Origin of the sequence: Stenotrophomonas pavanii (genome assembly GCF_900101175.1) — a bacterium.
GTDB classification, from domain to species: Bacteria; Pseudomonadota; Gammaproteobacteria; order Xanthomonadales; family Xanthomonadaceae; genus Stenotrophomonas; species Stenotrophomonas pavanii.
The window spans coordinates 122,018-140,554 of the sequence record NZ_FNFQ01000004.1; the positions used below are offsets into that span (position 1 = coordinate 122,018).

Sequence of the window (18,537 nt, forward strand, 5' to 3'; positions counted from 1 at the left end):
ACAATGTGCACGAATACTGCCCAGTAGCCCCCCATGCACCTGATCGATATCGGCGCCAACCTGACCCACGACTCCTTCGACCGCGACCGCGATGCCGTGCTGGACCGCGCGCGCCAGGCCGGCGTTGTGCAGATGGTCATCACCGGCGCCAGCCGCGAGCACTCGCCGCTGGCCCTGCAGCTGGCGCAGCAGCACCCGGGCTTCCTGTACGCCACCGCCGGCGTGCACCCGCACCACGCGGTGGAATACACCGAGGAATGCGATGCTGAAATGCGCGCGCTGCATGCCCACCCCGAAGTGGTGGCGGTAGGCGAGTGCGGGCTGGACTACTTCCGTGATTTCTCGCCGCGTCCGGCCCAGCACCGTGCGTTCGAGCGCCAGCTGCAGCTGGCGGCAGACAACGGCAAGCCCCTGTTCCTGCACCAGCGCGACGCGCACGCCGATTTCATGGCACAGATGAAGAACTTCGAAGGCCGCATCGGCCCGGCGGTGGTGCATTGCTTCACCGGCGAACGCGATGAGCTGTTCGACTACCTGGACCAGGACTGGTACATCGGCATCACCGGCTGGCTGTGTGACGAGCGCCGCGGCGCGCACCTGCGCGAACTGGTGAAGAACATCCCGGCCAACCGCCTGATGATCGAGACCGACGCACCGTACCTGCTGCCGCGCACGCTGAAGCCGATGCCGAAGGACCGCCGCAATGAACCGATGTTCCTCTCGCACATCGTGGAAGAACTGGCCCGTGACCGGGGCGAGGACGTGGCCGTGACTGCGGCCAATGCCACTGCCGCCACGCGTGCGTTCTTCCGCCTGCCCGACGCGGGTTGATGGTAGTGCCGGCCGCTGGCCGGCAGCACATCCTGATTGCCGGCCAGCGGCCGGCACTACCGGAGCAGGTCGCGCAGGCCCTCACGGTAGCTGGGGAATCGCGGCTGCCACCCCAGCGCGGCACGCGTGCCGCGACTGTTGATGCGCTTGCTGCTCTGGTAGAAGCGCCGCAGGGCCGGGCTCAGCGCCGGGTCATCCCAGGCCACGGCGGGTGGCATCGCAAATCCCCCCAGCTGCGCGGCGAAGGCCAGCACGTCCTGCGGCGGTGCCGGCTCGTCATCGCTGGGCAGGTACATCCCCTGCGCGACCGGTCGCTGCATCGCCGCGATGATCACCGCGGCCAGATCCTGCACGTGCAGGCGGTTGAACACCAGGCCGGGGCGCACCACGTGGCGTGCACGCCCCTGCGCCAACTGCAGCAGCGCATTGCGACCCGGTCCGTAAAGACCGGGCAGGCGCAGTACCGCAGAGGCAACGCCGCGTTGCTCGGCCAGCGCACGCCACTGGGCTTCCGCGAGCCGGCGCTGCACGCCGACGGCTTCAGTGGCGTCCGCCACGCTGGATTCGTCGATCCAGCCGCCGGCACGGTCGGCATACACCGAGGTCGATGACAGATAGCCGACCCAGCGCAAGGCCGGGCTGGCGTGCAGCGCCGGCAGCAGCATGCGCAGCGCCGGGTCACCCTCGGCATCGGGCGGTACGCTGCACAGTACGGCCTCGGCGCGCGCGATCTCCTCGAGCAGGCCGGGCGCAGGCGGGGTACCGGCCTGCAACGGGTACCGCCGCAGGCCATCGTCGGGTGACGCTGCCGGATCACGTACTGTCCCGGCAACCTGCACGCCGCGCGCCTGCAGCTGCGCGGCCAGCACGCGTCCGCTCCAGCCCAGGCCGAGGATCAGCACCCGTCCCGGCAGCGCGCTCGCCTGCGGGCTGAGGCTCACGCGCCGCGCAACGCCTGGTAGGCCTGCAGGCTGCTGTAGGCCACCTGCAGCAGCAGCGCTTCCTGGTCGGCCTTGCGCGCACGCGCCAGCATGTCGCCGACGATCTGCTCGGCCTCCACCTGCTGGCCCGCTTCCAGGTCACGCAGCATCGATGCCTTCAGTGCCGAGCCGGCCTGGGTCAGGGTGCCGCGCGCGGTGTCCTGCGCGGCCTCGGGAATCGGTTCGCCGGCGGCTTCGGCAACGGCCAGGCATTCGTCGTACAGGCCGCGCACGATGGCCTGGCCATCATCGGTGGCGACGATGGTGCCGATGTCGGCACGCAGCAGGCAGGTTGCCGCCGCCAGCGCGGTCAGGAAGGTGTACTTGATCCACTGTTCCTGGCCGATGCGGTCGCTGGCTACGTGGTCCAGGTTGGCCTTCGCGCAGACCGCAGCGAAGGCGCGCACGCGCGCGGAATCCGCACCGCCATCACGCTCGCCGAACGTCAGCTTGGCCGGTTTGCCCAGGTGCAGCACCGCGCCATCGGGTGCCTTGGTGGCGCTGATGAAGCACAGGCCGCCGAGCACGGCCTCACGGCCGAAGCGCGCGTCCAGCGCGTGGTAGTGATGCAGGCCATTGAGGATCGGCAGCACCGTGGTGCCCGCGCCAACGGCCGGGGCAATGGCGTCAATGGAGCTGTCCAGGTCGTAGGCCTTGCAGCTGAGGATGACCAGATCGAACGGCGTCTCCGCAGCGAGCGCGGGCAGCGCATCGGCGGTGACGTGCTGCACCGGGAAGCGGGCATCGCCCAGCGGGCTGCGGATGACCAGGCCGTCGCGGTCCAGCTGTGCGGCGCGTGCCGGGCGCACCAGGAAGGTGACATCGACGCCGGCCTGGGCCAGGCGACCACCGAAGTATCCGCCGGTACCGCCGGCGCCGAGGATCAGGATGCGCATTGCACGTTCACCGTGTTCTGGGGGAATCAGAACTGCGATTGTGCCGGAGATTGCAGGCAAAAAAGAGCCGAGCACAGGCTCGGCTCTACAGGCTGCTGCATCCGCGCATGGCGTGGATCCAGTGTCGCCGGCCAGCGGCCGGCACTACCACGCAGGTCTCAACTGCGCATGCCCACGCCACGGCGCAGCAGCCACAGCGCCACCAGGGTCAGTACCACCACGAAACCGACCATGAGTGCATACGCCACCGTCACCGGCACGTCGCTGCTGCCCAGCAGGCCATAGCGGAACGCATTGACCATGTAGAAGATCGGGTTCGCGTGCGTGGCCGCTTCGGCCCAGCCCGGCAGCAGCTTCACCGAATAGAACACGCCGCCCAGGTAGGTCAGCGGGGTCAGGATGAAGGTCGGCACGATCGCCACGTCATCGAACTTCTTGGCGTACACCGCGTTGATGAAGCCGGCCAGCGAGAAGATCGTCGCGCCCAGCAGCACCGTGGTCAGCGTCACCAGCGGGTGCGGGATGCGCACCGGGGTGAAGAACATCGCAATGATCAGCACGATCACGCCCACCATCAGGCCGCGCAGCACGGCACCGGCCACGTAGCCCCACAGGATCACCCAGTTCGGCATCGGGCTGACCAGCAGTTCCTCGACGTGGCGGCCGAACTTGGCACCGAAGAACGAGGAACTGATGTTGCCGTAGCTGTTCTGGATCACGCTCATCATCACCAGGCCCGGCACGATGAACTGCATGTAGGTGTAGCCGCCCATGTCACCCACGCGCGACCCGATCAGGTTGCCGAAGATCAGGAAGTACAGGGTCATGGTGATCGCCGGCGGCACCAGGGTCTGGCCCCAGATGCGCATGATGCGGGCGACTTCGCGGCGCACGATGGTCATCAGTGCGATGCGGTTGCGCTGGCCGTCGGTCAGCTCGGTGGTGCTCATGCAGGCTTCTCCAGGTTGCCGGTGAGGCGCACGAACAGCTCCTCCAGGCGGTTGCTCTTGGTACGCATCGAACGCACGCGGATGCCGGACGCGTTGAGCGTGGCGAACACGCGGTTGAGGTCCATCGCACGCGGCATGTCGATGTCCAGGGTGTGCGGGTCCGGCGCGGTCAGCGTCGCGCCTTCGATCACCGGCAGCTGCGCCGGCAGGTCGCCGTCGATGTCCAGCAGGAAGCCTTCCACGTCCAGCTTGGCCAGCAGGGTGCGCATCGGCCCCTGCTCGACGATCTGGCCGTGGTTGATGATCGCCAGGTGGCGGCACAGGTATTCGGCTTCTTCCAGGTAGTGAGTGGTGAGGATGATCGTGGTGCCTGCGGCATTGATCTCCTTCAGCACGCGCCACATGTCGCGGCGGATCTCGATGTCCACGCCGGCGGTCGGTTCGTCCAGGATCAGCAGGCGCGGGCGGGTCATCATCGCGCGGGCGATCATCAGCCGGCGCTTCATGCCGCCGGACAGCGTGCGGCTCATCACCTGTGCTTTTTCCCACAGGTGTGCGCGCTTGAGTTCCTCTTCGGCGCGCTGCTCAGCCTCCTCGCGGGGCACGCCGTAGAAACCGGCGTAGTTCACCAGGATGTCGAAGGGCTTCTCGAACAGGTTGAAGTTGATTTCCTGCGGCACCAGCCCGATCAGGCGCATGGTGGCGCTGCGGTTGCCCACCAGGTCGCTGCCGAACACCTCCACCTTGCCTTCGCTGAGGTTGACCAGGGAGCTGATGATGCCGATCAGGGTCGACTTGCCGGCCCCGTTGGGGCCAAGCAGGGCGAAGAAGTCGCCCGGGGCCACTTCCAGGGAAACGCCCTTCAGGGCCTGGGTGCCGTTGTCGTAGGTCTTGCGCAGGTCGCGCACGCGCAGGGCGGGCGCCGTATCGTTCTGGGATGCCAAGCTCGAAGCCTTCGCGCCCATGGGCTGGCGCTGGAGAGGGGCGGGGAGGGGCTATTATAGAAGACCCCGAGGGCTTGCCCCGGCTACACACTGTCCCGAAAAGTCGTGCCTGTTCAATTCCCCCTCAAGCTGGTCGGCCGCCGCATGCTGGCCCCGACCGTCGGCCACTACCAGTTCGTGCGTGATGATGGACAGCCGCTGGATTTCCAGCCCGGCCAGTTCATCCAGGTCCATTTCAGCTACGCAGACGGCACCGAAACCAAGCGTAGCTACTCGCTGGCGACCATCCACGACCACGCGCTGGGCCCGGGCGAGGCGGTCGACATCGCGGTCAGTTTCGTGCCCGGTGGCGCTGCCACGGCGCTGTTCGAGGCGCTGGAGCACGGCAGCCGGATCAACGCGTCGGGCCCGTACGGGCGGTTCTGCCTGCACCCCGGCGACCACAACGGCCGCTACCTGCTGATCGCCACCGGTACGGGCGTCACCCCCTACCGCTCGATGCTGCCGCTGCTGGAAAAGGCCATGGCCGAACGCGGTGTGAAGATCGTGCTGCTGCAGGGCGCGCGCAGCCCGGGCGAGCTGCTGTACAGCGAAGATTTCTACAGCTTCGCCGAAAAGCACCCGAACTTCCGCTATGTTCCGTGCCTGTCGCGCGAGCTGCCGGCCAACCCGCACCCGGACGTGCAGCATGGCTACGTGCAGCAGGCGCTGGCCGGCTTCACGCCGGACCCGGCCACCGACATCGCCTACCTGTGCGGCAACCCGGACATGGTCGATGCCTGCGCCGAGCTGCTGAAGGCCGCCGGCCTGGGCAACCCGCAGATCCGCCGCGAGAAGTACGTCAGCAGCAAGTAAGCCCCGGTCGTGCCGGCCGCTGGCCGGCAATCGCATGAACCCCGCGGTAGTGCCGGCCGCTGGCCGGCAATCGCATGAACCCCGGGTAGTGCCGGCCGCTGGCCGGCAACCGCACTGGCCGGCAACCCTGGAAACCGGAGGCGACCCTACGCCGCCCCCGGTGCCCTGGCTTCAGTACTCGATCCAGGCATCGCGCCAGGCAGAGCCGGTACCCGGACGGTAGGCTTCGGCGTTGACATTGCACCAGGCGCCCTCCGGGAACGGGCGGCAGGCGTAGAGCTTGCCGTCCGAGCCCTTGACCACGGTTTCGCCGGGCTTATAGCTGCCGATACCTTCCGGATACACGAAGTCGTAGTCACCCGGCGGCGGATCGACCGGATCCGGCAACGCCGTGTCGAGCTGGAAGCGATGGCCCGGCTTCAGGTAGACGCGGTTCCCGGTGGCCGAGGCGATGGGGGTGATGATGCCGTTGTTCAGTACGCCCACCCGGGCATGCTGGGCAGAAGCATTGACCTTGCGGCCCAGCGCCAGCGGCCATTGCGTGGCGGAGGTCTGCCCGGTGGCAAGGGTGATCTTCGGGCTTTCCAGGTCATTGCCGCTGGCGTTGAACACGCGCAGGGTCAGGGTGGTACCGGTCTCCAGTTCCCCCCGCGCAGTGATGGCCCCCGCGTCTTCCCACTCCGGTGGCGGGGTGATGTCACCCCCCTCAAAACGTACGTCGGCACAGGTATAGAACGCTTCCTTCGAATCGGAGCGCTGCCACGTGTTGTAGATCACGTGCTGGCCGCTGCGCTTGGGCAGTGGGCAGTCCAGCTTGTAGACATCGCCCGAAAGCGGCACGTTGCCCAGCGTGCAGAACGCCTCCAGATCGGCCCAGCGCAGCGGGCTGCCCGGCTGCCAGCCCTCGCGGGTGACGTAGAACCTCCAGTCGCGGGTGGCGTGCGGTGCCGGTGCCTTGAACTCGAATGTGTAGCGGCCACGTGCGTCGGCGCGGATCGGCGAAGTCTGCCAATCGCTGCGGTTCAGATCCAGGCCGCGGTACTTGCTGTTGCCGCCGCTGCACAGCTCGCCATCCGGCACGACGGCCTGGTGGTTGCCATCGGCCTCGGCCTGGTTGATCCCGGCCCAGTCGTAGAACGGTTGCGCACCACCGATCGCCTTGGCGGCGGCGCAGGCCGGATGGCTCGGGTTTTCAGGATTCCCCTGGTAACAGGCGTAGACGCGGCTGAAGGGTTTGGACAGGGTGCCGTGGGCGAACGCGCTGCCGGAGGCGACGATGCCGGCAAGCGCAGACAGCGCGAAAAACGTCCGATGGGACAGATGCATGCAGATCTCCTGTGGGTGGTGGAACCCCGCGAAGTCTCGGCATGCGCACTGCCCGTATCCATCGGATTACTTTGAAAGGCAACGCGGATGGCGTCGCCTGGAAGCGACTTCACACTCACCCGCTGGCTTGCCTCACGCTTTGCAGGGAACGGTGCTCGACCACCGTTCCCTGCGCGTGTTCTCAGTAAGCGATCCAGGCATCGCGCCAGGCCGCGCCCACGCCCGGCCGGTACGCCTCGGCATTGACGTTGCACCACGCGCCCTCCGGGAACGGGCGGCAGGCATACAGCTTGCCGTCGCTGCCCTTCACCACGGTCTGGCCCGGCACATAGCTGCCGATGCCCGCCGGGTACACGTGGTCGAAGTCACCGCCGGGCGACGGCGTGCCCGGGTCCGGCACGCGGGTATCGAGCTGGAAGCGGTTGCCGTCCTTCAGGTACACGCGGTTGTCGGTCGCCGAGGCTGCCGGCGTGATCACGCCATTGCTGAGCACGCCGACGCGTGCATGCTGCGCGCTGGCATTGACCTTGCGCGCCAGCGCCAACGGCCACTGCGCCGCCGTGGTCTGGCCACTGGCCAGCGTGACCTCCACGCGTTCGACATCGTTGCCGCCGGCATTGAACACGCGCAACGCCAGGGTGGTTCCCACCGGCAGCTCGCCGCGCGCGGTGACCGGGCCGGCATCCTGCCACTGCGGTGCCGGTGTCGTCCCCCCAGCACCGCCCTCGAAGCGCACGTCCATGCAGGTGTAGAACGCCTCGGTGGAATCCGAGCGCTGCCAGGTGTTGTAGATCACATGCTGGCCGCTGCGCTGCGGCAACGTGCACTGCAGCTTGTAGGTGCCATCGGCCGACAGCGGCGTGTTGCCCAGCGTGCAGAACTCCTGCAGGTCGGCCCAGCGCAGCGGGCTGCCCGGCTGCCAGCCTTCGCGGGTGACGAAGAAGCGCCAGTCACGGGTGGCGTGCGGTGCGGTCGCCTTGAACACGAAGGTGAACTTCCCATTGGCATCGGGCTGGATCGGCGTGGTCGGCCAGTCACTGCGGTTCACGTCCAGGCCGCGGAAGGTCGGGTTGTTGCCGCTGCACAGCTTGCCGTCGGGTACCACGGCCTGGTGGTTGCCGTTGGCGTTGGCCTGGTTGATGCCGTTCCAGTCGTAGAACGCCTGCGAACCGCCAACTGCCTTGGCGGCGGCGCAGGCCGGATTGGTCGGGTTCTCGGGATTGCCCTGGAAGCAGGCATAGACGCGGCTGACCGGCGTGGTCATGGTGCCGTGGGCGAACGCGTTGCCGGCCAGGCACAGGCCCGCAGCCGCGAACGCGGTGGCCAGCAGCAGCGGTGTGGATCGGAATGACATGGCGCATCCTTGTGGTCGTCGAAAGGGGACGGTGACCGCAGGAGCTGCACGGCGTTGCGGGCTTTCGGCGGCACCACGGCGAGTATCGAGTCGTGATGCGGGCGACGGAACCCGCGCAGTGCCGATCCGTGACTGCGCATGTGAAGCCCTTCCCGCAGGCTTCACGCCGGGCTGAACGGATGCGCTGGACGTCACGTGACCGGCGTGGCATCGATCACGTCATGGAGGTTGCCCGACGTGGTCTGCCTGTCCACCCGATCCGCCTGGCACGAGAAGCAGCCATGCGCGGCGTTGTGCAACTGGACAAAGGCCACCGCAGGGTCGGCGAACAGCGCATCCAGCCGGTCGGCAACGTCGCTGCCCGCGCAGACCTGGGCACCGCGCATCAGCGCGGCGTGGTCATAGGCGCGCACCGAGATCATCCGGCGCTGCACGTACGGGGGCACTTCGCCCGGTGGCAGCACGCAGCGGGTCACGCCGCGCTGCACGAAGATCGGGCCGGAGGCGCGATACGGCGAGTGCAGTGGCAGGTGGACGTGGGGCAGCAGGAGCAGTTCGCTGCCCGGCGGCGGATCGCTCAGGCTGACCCGGCAGGGATGGCCGCCGCTGTCGCCCGCCCAGCGGCGCTGGATGCCGAGGGCGGCGAGCGCGCTGTCGCTCAGTTCGAACAGGTGCAGGAACGGGCGGTGGTCGATGCCACCGAGGTACCACGTGTGCATGGGCGTCTCCTTGGGTTTCCAGCGGATAGTGCGCAAGCGCCGGCCGTCGTGCTCGCCGTTTTCAGACCCCGCATCGCCGTCGGGCCGGAGCGGGCGGCAGGGATCGCGCGGCAAGGCGCTAAGATGCGCGCGCCGCCCCGGCCGACGAGTGCCGCATGTCCCTGGATTTCCCCACCATCACCGTGCTTGGCTTCCTGCTCTGCATCGGCATTGCGGTGGGCTTCTCGCTGCTGCTGGTCGTACTGCGCGGGCAACCGGTGCTGCGGCAGTGGACCATCAGCCTGTGGCTGTTGACCCTGGGGGTGACCCTGCTGGCGCTGCGGCCCTACCTGCCGCTGGTGCCGGCGGTGCTGGCCGGCAATGCGGCGATGGCTGGCTGCGGGTTGATGATGCTGCGCGGCATGGCCCTGCATCTGCAACGGCCGTTGCCGATGTGGTGGCCGCTGCTGATGGCGACCGCGTTCATGGCCTGCATCTTCGCCTTCCTGGTGCCGTGGCCGGACCTGGGCATGCGGCTGCTGGTGTTCAGCGTGTTCGCACTGATGGTCGACGGCTGGATCGCCGCGTTGCTGCTGCGGCATGCACCGCCACAGCAGCGCACCAGCTGCCGCCTGGCCGCTGCCGTGTTCCTGGCAGAGGCTGCGTTGTACGCGGTTCGCCTGTTCCTGCCGGTGGCGCCCGACGCCGGTGAGGACATCATGCGGACCGGCTCGCCGATGTTCGCCACCTATATCGCGGGGGTGATGCTGGAACTGGCGCGTTGCTTCGCGATGGTACTGCTGCTGGTCGAGCGCATGCTGGTGGACCTGCGCCGCGCGGCCCGCACCGACGGCCTGACCGGCCTGCTCAACCGCAGCGCAGTGCTGGCCGATGGCCAGGCGCAACTGCAGAAGCTGCGCCGCCAGCGCCGGCCGCTGGCGCTGCTGCTGGTCGACGTGGACCACTTCAAGAAGATCAATGATCGCTGGGGCCATCTGGCCGGCGACCAGGTGCTGCGCCATTTCGCGGCGACGCTGCAGCACTGCGTGCAGGGCCATGAGCACCTGCTGGGCCGTTACGGTGGCGAAGAATTCGTGCTGGTGCTGGCTGGAGGCACGCGCGGCGAAGCCATGGAACGGGCGGCGGCGATCCGCGCGCGACTGCAGCAGCGGCCAGCGCTGCTGACCGATGGGCCGGTGTGGGTCACCGCCAGCGTCGGCCTGGCGATGGACGCGGGGCAGGGCGATCTGTCGACGTTGCTGGCCGCTGCCGATGCCGCCCTGTACCGGGCCAAGGCCGAAGGGCGGGACCGCCTGGTCTGCGCGCCGCCGGCGGCCGATTCGCCATTGCCCATCGCCCCCGGCGCGCTGCCCGTGTAAGTTGAGTCACATCTTCCGCGGCAGCCCGTCGTGGTCGACAGGAACGTCCTCCAGGGGAAACGAGCACGATGCAAAGACACCACCTCGCGCTGGCCGGAATGCTGGCCAGCCTGTTGCTTGCCGGGTGCAGCCCGTCGCCGGCGGCCGACGCCGGCAGCGCCAGCGATGCACCCAGCCGCCGCTTCGGCACGATCGACTTCCAGCCCTGCACGCTGTCCACCGTCGGCGCCAGCGCCAACGTGGAAGCGCAGTGCGCCACCCTGCAGGTGCCGGAGGACCGGGCCCGGCCTGAGGCTCGCCGCATCGACCTGCGCATCGCCTGGTTGGAATCGGGCAGCAGCGGTTCCAGCCAGCCCGATCCGGTGTTCTTCCTCGCCGGTGGCCCTGGCCAGGCGGCCAGCGAAGTGGCCGTCGTCGTCGACACCGCGCTGCGCCAGGTACGCAAGCAGCGTGACGTGTTCCTGATCGACCAGCGCGGCACCGGCGGCTCGAACCCGTTCAGCTGCCTGGGCGCGGACGGCAAGGAGCTGCCGATGGGCGAAGATGACGCGTCTTCGGAGGCCTCGCTGCGCGACTACGCCCAACGCTGCGCCGCGTCGCTGCAGGGGCGCGCCGATGCGCGCTTCTATACCACCACCGAAGCCATCGCCGACCTGGATGCGGTGCGGGCGGCGCTCGGCGTGGACAAGGTCAACCTGGTCGGCGGTTCCTACGGCACCCGCGTGGCCCAGCGCTACGCCGGTGCCTACCCGCAGCACACGCGCAGCATCGTCATCGATGGCGTGATACCGAACGAACTGGTGGTCGGCGGTGACTTCGCGACCACGTTCGAGGATGCGATCGCCCTGCAGTCGGCGCAGTGCCGCAAGGACGCCGCCTGCAGCAAGCGTTTCCCGACCGATACCCGCGCGCAGCTGCGCAGCGTGGTCGACACCCTGCGCCGTGCGCCGGTCCCGGTCGAGTATCGCGACCCGGGTACCAACGCACCGCGGCAGGATGTCCTGACGCCGGACAGTGTGGTCGGCCTGGCCTTCGCCTTCTCGTACGTGCCGCAGTATTCCTCGCTGTTGCCGCTGGTGCTGGATGAGGCCGCTCATGGCCGCTACGCGCCGCTGGCGTCGTTGGCCCGCGGTGCGAACCGCAGCATGGATTTCCAGATCAACCGCGGCATGCAGTGGTCGGTGATCTGCAGCGAGGATGCACCGCGCTACCACGCGCCGGCCGAGGATCCGGCGCGGCTGTTCGGCAACGAGGTGGCCAGTACCTTCTTCGCCGCCTGCCCGGTGTGGCCGCACCGGCCGGCGCCGGCGACCGATGCGGTGCCACTGCGCAGCAACGTGCCGGCGCTGTTGCTGTCCGGTGAGCTGGACCCGGTGACGCCGCCGCGCTATGCCGCGCAGGTACTCAAGGGCCTGCCCAACGGCCGTGCGCTGGTCGCCCGTGGCCAGGGCCATGGCACCCTGGCCGCCGGCTGCATGCCGCGCCTGCTCGGCCAGTTCATCGACACGACCGATGCCAAGGCGCTGGATGCCGGCTGCCTGGACACGCTGAGCTACGTGCCGGCGTTCACCTCGTTCAACGGATGGGAACCATGATCGTCGCCGACAGCCTGCACAAGGCCTTCGATACCCGCACGGGCCGCATCCAGGCGGTCTCCAACGTCGGCTTCCGCGCTGGCGACGGACAGATCACCGGCCTGCTCGGCCCCAATGGTGCCGGCAAGACCACCACCATGCGCATGCTCTACACGCTGATGACGCCCGACCAGGGCAGCATCACTGTCGATGGCATCGATGCGGCACGCAATCCCGTCGAGGTGCGTCGCCACCTGGGTGTGCTGCCCGATGCACGTGGCGTCTACAAGCGCCTGACCGCGCGCGAGAACATCGCCTACTTTGGCGAGCTGCATGGCCTGTCGGCCGAGCGCATCCGCGAACGCATCGAGGTGCTGTCGCACGCGCTGGACATGGGCGACATCCTCGACCGCCAGACCGATGGTTTCTCGCAGGGCCAGCGCACCAAGACCGCGATCGCCCGCGCGCTGGTGCACGACCCGCGCAACGTCATCCTCGATGAACCGACCAACGGCCTCGATGTGATGACCACGCGCGCGCTGCGCCGCTTCCTGCTGGGCCTGCGCGAAGAAGGGCGCTGCGTGATCCTGTCCAGCCACATCATGCAGGAGGTGGGCGCGTTGTGTGACCACATCGTGATCATTGCCAAGGGCACGGTGATGGCCGCCGGCAGCGCCGACGAGCTGCGTGCACAGGCCGGTGAAGCCAATCTTGAGGACGCGTTCGTGAAACTGATCGGCAGCGAAGAGGGCCTGCACGCATGAGCATGATGTCGACCCTGATGACGGTGATGCGCAAGGAGCTGCGTGACCTGTCGCGAGACCGGCGCACGCTGCTGCTGACCCTGCTGTTCGGGCCACTGCTGTACCCGGTGCTGCTGCTGGGCATGGGCAAGCTGGCCGAGAGCCGGGTGCGCACCCAGATCGAAGCGCCGTTGCAGATTCCCACCATCGGTGCGGAGAACGCACCCAACCTGGTGCGCTTCCTCGCTGCACAGGGCCTCAATGCCGCACCGGCACCGAAGGACCTGGCCGAGGCCATCCGCAGCCAGGACATCGATGTAGCGCTGCGCATCAGCGATGACTTCGGCAAGGACTGGGCCGAGGGCAAGCCGGCGCTGGTGGAGGTGATCAAGGACAGCACGCGTCGCGCGGCCGAAGTACCCAGTGCACGCCTGGAGGCGGCGCTGGCCACCTACAACGGCCAGGTCGGTGCCTTGCGCCTGATGGCACGCGGCATCGACGCACAGGTGGCCCGCCCGCTGGACGTGGCGCGCCAGGACCTGGCCAGTGCCGAAGCCAAGCGCGGCATGATCCTGTCGATGCTGCTGCCGGTGCTGCTGACACTGACCTCGTTCATCGGTGGCGCCTACCTGGTGATGGACGCCACCGCCGGCGAGCGCGAGCGGCAGTCGCTGGAACCCCTGCTGGCCACGCCGGGCTCGCGCAGCGCGATCGTCAGCGGCAAGATCGCCGCCGCCTGCGTGGTCGGTTTCGTGTCGCTGCTGCTGACCCTGGTCGCCTTCAAGGTGAGCGCGCAGATCGCACCCGGCAACATCGGCCGCCAGTTCAACATGAACGTCGGCTCGATGCTGCAGATGCTACTGGTGATGCTGCCGATGCTGCTGATCGGCACCTCGCTGCTGACCTTCCTGTCGGCCGCGGCCAAGAGCATGAAGGAAGCGCAGAGCCACATGACCTGGCTGATGCTGCTGCCGATGCTGCCCGGCTACGCACTGGTGGCCTATCCGCTGAAGAGCGAGCTGTGGCAGTACGCCGTGCCGTTCCTGTCGCAGAACCAGATGCTGCTGAAGGTGATCCGCCACGAGACCATTACCCCCGCAGTCTGGGCGATCTACCTCGGCGCCAGCCTCGGCCTGGCCGCCGTACTGTGGTTCGCCGCCGTGCGCCGCTACCACAACGAGCGCCTGGCCATTTCGGGTTGACCAGAAAAAGGGGACGGAGGGGATTAAGTCGTTTCTGCCCCTCCCGTCCCCTCCTTGCGCGGGCGGCCTTGTCTTCGCATCGCCACCGGGCGCCCGAGCGTCTGCTCTACCATCCGCAGGAAGGCAGCATCCCCCAACGGGCGCTGTTTGGCGCTATGACTACGGATTGCGGGCAGATCGGCGGACGCATTCACATCGCGCAGGAATCGCGCATACACCGTCGTCCTGTTGCGAGCGGTCGCGGCCAACGCTCTGAATGCGGGATGCGGGGTCAGCATGGGATCATCGCGTCGTTGAAGGTTGCCGTGCACGCTGGACCACGGATGATCTTCAGCGCTGACAGCAATGCCGGCACGAACGGGATTGCGTTCGATGTAGCGGTATACGCTGAGCAGGTAGCCGTCGCTGTCGATCATTGAGGAATGGAAGCGGCCCTGCCACAGGGGACCGGTGCGGCCGTGCCGCTGGTTGAAAGCCTGCACATAGTTGTTGCCCTGCATGCGCATTGCATCGGCCAGCCCGCGCTGCGTGGATGGCGTGGCCAGCAGGTGGACGTGGTTGTCCATCAGGGCATAGGCATGCAGTGCGACGCGGTGCTTGAGGAAAGCGCTGTGCAGCAGATGCAGGAACAGTTGCCGGTCGATGTCGTCGACGAAGATCGCACCCTTGTTCACACCGCGCTGGATCACGTGATAGGCCTGGCCGGCCAGCATCAGGCGCGCTTGTCGGGGCATGGGATTCCCAGGTCGAAGGGGGTCTCAGCCTGGCATCGGCACCGTGGCGTGGGGCATCAGGTAATGCCGCGCAGGCGTATCGGAGGAGTCAGAAGCGACTTAATCCCCTCCGTCCCCTTTTCCGTACCGCGCGGGCGTCACACCCATCTCGCGCTTGAACACGGTGATGAACGCGCTTGGGGTGTCGTATCCCATCGACAGCGCGACGCGGGTCACCGGCTCGCCGGCCAGCAGGCGTGGCAGCGACAGCAGCACGCGCAGGCGTTGCCGCCAATGGCCCAGGGTCATGCCTGTGTCGGCCTGCCACCGGCGGGCGAGGCTGCGGCTGGACAGGCCGCCGGTGGCTGCCCACGCTTCGACACTGCGCAGGTCGTCCGGCGATCGCGCCAGCGCCGCCGCGATCCGCCGCAACCGGCGATCCCGCGGCTGTGGCAGGGCAAGTGGCAAGGGAGTGCTGGCACGGATCTCATCGGCGAGGACGCCGGCCAGGCGTGCCTGCGCAGCGTCCAGTGCCTGATGCGGCCAGCGCAGTGCGCGCGTCACCGCCGCCTGCAACAGCGCATCGGGTTGGAAAATACGGGGCAGCGGGGGCAGATCCAGGCCGGCATCGGCGCGGACGTACAGGCTCCAGCCATCGAACCCGTCTGCCCCGAGCAGCGCATGGGGCAGCAGCGGCGGTATCCAGGCAACGTGCCCGGCCGGAAGCAGCCACTGCAGATTCCCGGCTTCGATCCGCAACAGGCCCTGATGGGCGCCCAGCAATTGACCGCGCCGGTGCTGGTGGCGGGCGGTGCGCCGCCTTCCGGGCACGCGCAGCTGGCCGGCCAGCACGATGGGGCCGTCGTCGGCGTCCGCCAATGCCGGATCAATCAAGCCGGTCGGTGTCTGATCTGCCATATCCATTGGCAGTTATACGGCAGAAGCGCCGACCCGCGCGCGCCACACTGGGCGCCCATCCAACACGAGCCGCCCCGATGCAGCCCCAGGACATCCTTCCCGACCACCAGAACGAAGTACAGGTAAACGGCCTCACCGTGCGCAAGGGCAGCGTCGGCGCGTTCCTTGCCAGTGTCCGCGACTGGCAGGACGCCGCCAGCAACGACGCCACCCGCGCCGCCGCCGAAGCCGACCTGCGTGCGCTGCTGCCGGGCCTGCATGCGCTTGGCCTGTTCCAGGTGCTGGCCGCGCGCGATCCGGCACTGCAGCGCCTGATCGACAGTGCCTGCTGAAACGGACAAGGCCCGGACAGGCCGGGCCTTGTCGTCATTGCGGGGCGGAAACGACTTAATCCCCTCCGTCCCCTTTTCTGCGGTCAGCTGCCGCCCGGGGCGAACACCAGGGTCCGGCGGGTGGTGACCGGTGCGCTGACCGGCTCGAAGCGCCAGCGCTTGACCGCGTTCATGGCCTCGCGATCGAAGACGCGCGATGGCGTTGCGCGCAGCACACGGGCATTGGTCACCGAACCGTCGGTGCCGACGGTGATCTCCACCAGCACCTCGCCCGAGGTGCCGGCACGCAGCGCCTCGGACGGATAGCGCGGTGCCGGCGTGCTGACCGGGCGCAGGTTGGGTGCCGCAGCGGCCGCAGGCGCTGCGGCCTGGCGTGCCGCGCTGGCCTGCTGGGCGGCAGCCTGCTGCTGCTTCTGCTCAGCTTCGCGGCGGGCCGCAGCCTGGCGCTCGGCTTCCTGGCGCTCGTTGTCGCGGCGGGCGGCGTCCTGCTGGGCAGCGATCTGCTTGGCCGCGTCGGCTTCCTTGGCACGCTGCTCGGCCAGGCGCTGCTGTTCGGTCTGCTGCTTGCTGCGGTCCTCGGCGTCCTTCTTGGCCTTCTCGGCTTCGGCTTCGGTGCGCTTGGCCGCGTTCTGCACGCCCTTGGCCAGGCCGTCCTTCAGGCGCGGCAGGGCCGGCGCGGAGGCATCGACCTTCTCGATCAGCGCCACCAGCCGCTGTGCTTCGGTGTAGTCCTCGCGCCCCAGGTGCTGTTCGGCGGCGATCAGCGTGTACGGCAGCAGGTCGGTCAGCGCGCTCTTCACCGAGGCGTCGTCCGGGGTCTTGTCGCGCAGGGCGAGGTAGTACTCGATGGCGTTGTCGCCGGCCGGCGCGTACATGCGGTTCTCGCGCAGGGCCTGGCTGGCCGACTCACGCAGCTGCTCGGTGCCCATCGACTGCACCTTGGCGGCGACCACCGGCGCGGCCGGCGCAGCGGCGGCGGGCGCGGAGGCCGGGGCCGGTGCAGCGGCTTCTTCCTTGCCCGAGCAGGCGGCCAGCGCCAGTGCCAGGGCAACCGGCAGCCACCGGCGCGCGGCGGTGATCGTTGAGACGTGCGACATCCTGCTCCCCTTTAGAAGACGACGTGACGTAAATCATTGATATGCATGGCCGGGACCCGTGGTCCAGGCGCGGCAGGGTGGCGTTTCCCGACGCCACCGCCGGCAACGGCGAGGATGCAATCTAGCATCCCGGCCACCGCCCCGCGCAAGGGGTGGTGGCCGGGTGGGTCCGCGGCCATCATGCCGTGGCTGGCGGCGACCTCAGTGGTCGTGGGTCTTGTCGTGCGGCTTGCTGTGGCCGTTGGACATCAGCTTGTCGGTCCAGGCGATGCCGATCGCCGACAGGATGAACACGCAGTGGATGATGGTCTGCCACAGCACGCCGTCAGGGGTCAGCATCGAGCAGCGGGCGACACCGATGTTGGCGGCGGCCACGCTCATCTGCTCCGGCGTGCACAGCGGGATGCCATTCAACGCGCCACTGGCGATGAAGGTCTTCAGCAGGTGGATCGAGGAGATGCCGATGATCGCCATCGCCAGCTTCACCTTCAGCACGCTGGCATTGACGTGGCTCAGCCATTCCGGCTGGTCCGGGTGGCCTTCCAGGCGCAGGCGCGAGACGAAGGTCTCATAGCCGCCGACGATCACCATGACCAGCAGGTTGGAGATCATCACCACGTCGATCAGGCCCAGCACGATCAGCATGATCTGCTGCTCGCCCATCGACACCGAATGCGAGATCAGGTGCCACAGTTCCTTGCCGAACAGGAACACGTAGACGCACTGCGCCACGATCAGGCCCAGGTACAGCGGCAGCTGCAGCCAGCGCGAGGCGAAGATCAACGTGGACAACGGGGAGAGCGGCGGGCGGTTTGCACTCATGCGGGGGATGCTGCGTTTCGGGGGAGAGGCGAGGTTACCGGCCCGCCATGACGGTGCCAACCCAACTCACGCACTAGACTTCAGGTTCCTTTCCGCACCCCGAGCCGACGCCATGATCGACCTGTATTACTGGCCCACCCCGAACGGCCACAAAGTGACCCTGCTGTTGGAGGAAGCCGGCCTGGAGTACCGCATCCACCCGGTCAACATCGGCTCGGGTGACCAGTTCAAGCCAGAGTTCCTGGCCATCTCGCCCAACAACAAGATGCCGGCCATCGTCGACCACGCCCCGGCCGATGGCGGCGCCCCGCAGAGCGTGTTCGAGTCCGGCGCGATCCTGCTGTACCTGGCCGAGAAGACCGGCCGCTTCCTGCCCAGCGACGCGCGTGGCCGCGTGACCACGCTGGAATGGCTGTTCTGGCAGATGGCGGGCCTGGGCCCGATGAGTGGCCAGATGGGCCATTTCAATGTGTACGCGCCGGAGAAGATTCCCTATGCCATCGAGCGCTACGACAACGAGGTGCGCCGCCTGCACGGGGTGATGGACAAGCGCCTGGCACAGCACGCCTTCCTGGCCGGCGATGCGTACACCATCGCCGACATGGCCAGCTACCCGTGGGTCGGCGCCTACGACAAGCTGCCGGTGGACTTCGCCGCGTTCCCGAACCTCAAGCGCTGGCACGAGGCCATCGCCGCGCGCCCGGCCACCCAGCGCGCCTATGCGCTGCGCCAGCAGGTGAACCCGAACGCCGGCAAGCCGCTCAGCGACGAAGAGCGCAAGCACCTGTTCGGCCAGCGCTGACCCCGGCAGGTGGCCCCGGAGGGTCGGATCCCTTTGCAGCGCAAAGGGCGCTGACCCTCCAGTGCGCCGCCATGGGCAGAAGGTCATGCTGCCTTCCCGCACGGGCTTGGTTAGGATGGAG

At 68.2% G+C, this 18,537-nt stretch carries 19 protein-coding genes; 8 read left to right on the plus strand and 11 right to left on the minus strand.

From position 1 onward, the window contains the following. Window positions 1-33: 33 nt before the first annotated feature. On the plus strand, window positions 34-831 hold the full coding sequence (locus BLS66_RS09135) for a TatD family hydrolase (RefSeq protein ID WP_032967280.1): 798 nt from the start codon (window positions 34-36) through the stop codon (window positions 829-831). Window positions 832-887: 56 nt separating this feature from the next. On the opposite strand, the gene BLS66_RS09140 is transcribed toward BLS66_RS09135, so the two are convergent. The 4 genes from BLS66_RS09140 to BLS66_RS09155 form a co-directional block, all read right to left on the minus strand. Continuing rightward, on the minus strand, window positions 888-1,772 hold the full coding sequence (locus tag BLS66_RS09140; protein WP_074725692.1) for an NAD-dependent epimerase/dehydratase family protein: 885 nt from the start codon (window positions 1,770-1,772) through the stop codon (window positions 888-890). After that, the gene (gene panE / locus BLS66_RS09145; RefSeq protein WP_074725693.1) at window positions 1,769-2,707 is read right to left on the minus strand and encodes a 2-dehydropantoate 2-reductase; all 939 of its coding nucleotides are present in this window, start codon (window positions 2,705-2,707) and stop codon (window positions 1,769-1,771) included. Before panE ends, BLS66_RS09140 begins: the two co-directional genes overlap by 4 nt. Window positions 2,708-2,865: 158 nt before the next feature. After that, window positions 2,866-3,657 (minus strand): ABC transporter permease, encoded by a 792-nt coding sequence (locus BLS66_RS09150; RefSeq protein WP_049459865.1) that lies wholly within the window; start codon window positions 3,655-3,657, stop codon window positions 2,866-2,868. Further along, entirely contained in the window at window positions 3,654-4,622 is a 969-nt protein-coding gene (locus BLS66_RS09155; protein WP_049459866.1) for an ABC transporter ATP-binding protein, read from the minus strand. The genes BLS66_RS09150 and BLS66_RS09155 overlap by 4 nt, the downstream gene beginning before the upstream one ends. A gap of 84 nt (window positions 4,623-4,706) precedes the next feature. On the opposite strand from BLS66_RS09155, the gene BLS66_RS09160 reads away from it, so the two are divergent. Continuing rightward, window positions 4,707-5,456: a ferredoxin--NADP reductase gene (locus BLS66_RS09160; protein WP_074725694.1), complete on the plus strand. Its 750-nt coding sequence runs from the start codon at window positions 4,707-4,709 to the stop codon at window positions 5,454-5,456. Window positions 5,457-5,627: 171 nt separating this feature from the next. Here BLS66_RS09160 and BLS66_RS09165 read toward each other — a convergent pair whose 3' ends face one another. From BLS66_RS09165 to BLS66_RS09175, 3 genes are all read right to left on the minus strand, one after another. Beyond that, window positions 5,628-6,782, minus strand: coding sequence for a lytic polysaccharide monooxygenase (locus BLS66_RS09165; protein WP_074725695.1), 1,155 nt, complete (start codon window positions 6,780-6,782; stop codon window positions 5,628-5,630). A 181-nt stretch (window positions 6,783-6,963) separates the two neighbouring features. Continuing rightward, window positions 6,964-8,136, minus strand: a complete 1,173-nt coding sequence (locus BLS66_RS09170; protein WP_074725696.1) for a lytic polysaccharide monooxygenase auxiliary activity family 9 protein — start codon at window positions 8,134-8,136, stop codon at window positions 6,964-6,966. Window positions 8,137-8,327: 191 nt separating this feature from the next. Further along, window positions 8,328-8,855 carry a DUF1203 domain-containing protein gene (locus BLS66_RS09175; protein ID WP_074725697.1) on the minus strand — a complete coding sequence of 176 codons (528 nt, stop codon included), beginning with the start codon at window positions 8,853-8,855 and terminating at the stop codon, window positions 8,328-8,330. 155 nt (window positions 8,856-9,010) lie between these two features. Between BLS66_RS09175 and BLS66_RS09180 the strand changes: the two genes are divergently transcribed. From BLS66_RS09180 to BLS66_RS09195, 4 genes are all read left to right on the plus strand, one after another. Next, window positions 9,011-10,213, plus strand: a complete 1,203-nt coding sequence (locus tag BLS66_RS09180; protein WP_074725698.1) for a GGDEF domain-containing protein — start codon at window positions 9,011-9,013, stop codon at window positions 10,211-10,213. 68 nt (window positions 10,214-10,281) lie between these two features. Next, a complete protein-coding gene (locus BLS66_RS09185) occupies window positions 10,282-11,808 on the plus strand; it encodes an alpha/beta fold hydrolase (RefSeq protein ID WP_074725699.1) in 1,527 nt (508 codons plus the stop codon). Then, complete coding sequence (locus BLS66_RS09190; RefSeq protein WP_049465232.1) at window positions 11,805-12,551, plus strand: ABC transporter ATP-binding protein; 747 nt, start codon at window positions 11,805-11,807, stop codon at window positions 12,549-12,551. The genes BLS66_RS09185 and BLS66_RS09190 overlap by 4 nt, the downstream gene beginning before the upstream one ends. Further along, complete coding sequence (locus BLS66_RS09195) at window positions 12,548-13,732, plus strand: ABC transporter permease (RefSeq protein WP_049465234.1); 1,185 nt, start codon at window positions 12,548-12,550, stop codon at window positions 13,730-13,732. Before BLS66_RS09190 ends, BLS66_RS09195 begins: the two co-directional genes overlap by 4 nt. A gap of 23 nt (window positions 13,733-13,755) precedes the next feature. On the opposite strand, the gene BLS66_RS09200 is transcribed toward BLS66_RS09195, so the two are convergent. Both BLS66_RS09200 and BLS66_RS09205 read right to left on the minus strand, forming a co-directional pair. Next, entirely contained in the window at window positions 13,756-14,466 is a 711-nt protein-coding gene (locus BLS66_RS09200; RefSeq protein ID WP_074725700.1) for a transposase, read from the minus strand. Between the two features lie 99 nt (window positions 14,467-14,565). After that, window positions 14,566-15,363 (minus strand): AraC family transcriptional regulator, encoded by a 798-nt coding sequence (locus BLS66_RS09205; protein WP_074725701.1) that lies wholly within the window; start codon window positions 15,361-15,363, stop codon window positions 14,566-14,568. Window positions 15,364-15,440: 77 nt separating this feature from the next. Here BLS66_RS09205 and BLS66_RS09210 point away from each other — a divergent pair, with 77 nt between their 5' ends. Next, window positions 15,441-15,695 (plus strand): hypothetical protein, encoded by a 255-nt coding sequence (locus BLS66_RS09210; RefSeq protein WP_057493961.1) that lies wholly within the window; start codon window positions 15,441-15,443, stop codon window positions 15,693-15,695. 83 nt (window positions 15,696-15,778) lie between these two features. Here BLS66_RS09210 and BLS66_RS09215 read toward each other — a convergent pair whose 3' ends face one another. Continuing rightward, a complete protein-coding gene (locus tag BLS66_RS09215) occupies window positions 15,779-16,792 on the minus strand; it encodes an energy transducer TonB (protein ID WP_074725702.1) in 1,014 nt (337 codons plus the stop codon). Between the two features lie 201 nt (window positions 16,793-16,993). Next, window positions 16,994-17,614 (minus strand): TIGR00645 family protein, encoded by a 621-nt coding sequence (locus tag BLS66_RS09220; RefSeq protein WP_074725703.1) that lies wholly within the window; start codon window positions 17,612-17,614, stop codon window positions 16,994-16,996. A 112-nt stretch (window positions 17,615-17,726) separates the two neighbouring features. On the opposite strand from BLS66_RS09220, the gene BLS66_RS09225 reads away from it, so the two are divergent. Then, window positions 17,727-18,416, plus strand: a complete 690-nt coding sequence (locus BLS66_RS09225) for a glutathione binding-like protein (protein WP_049459553.1) — start codon at window positions 17,727-17,729, stop codon at window positions 18,414-18,416. Window positions 18,417-18,537 lie beyond the last annotated feature (121 nt).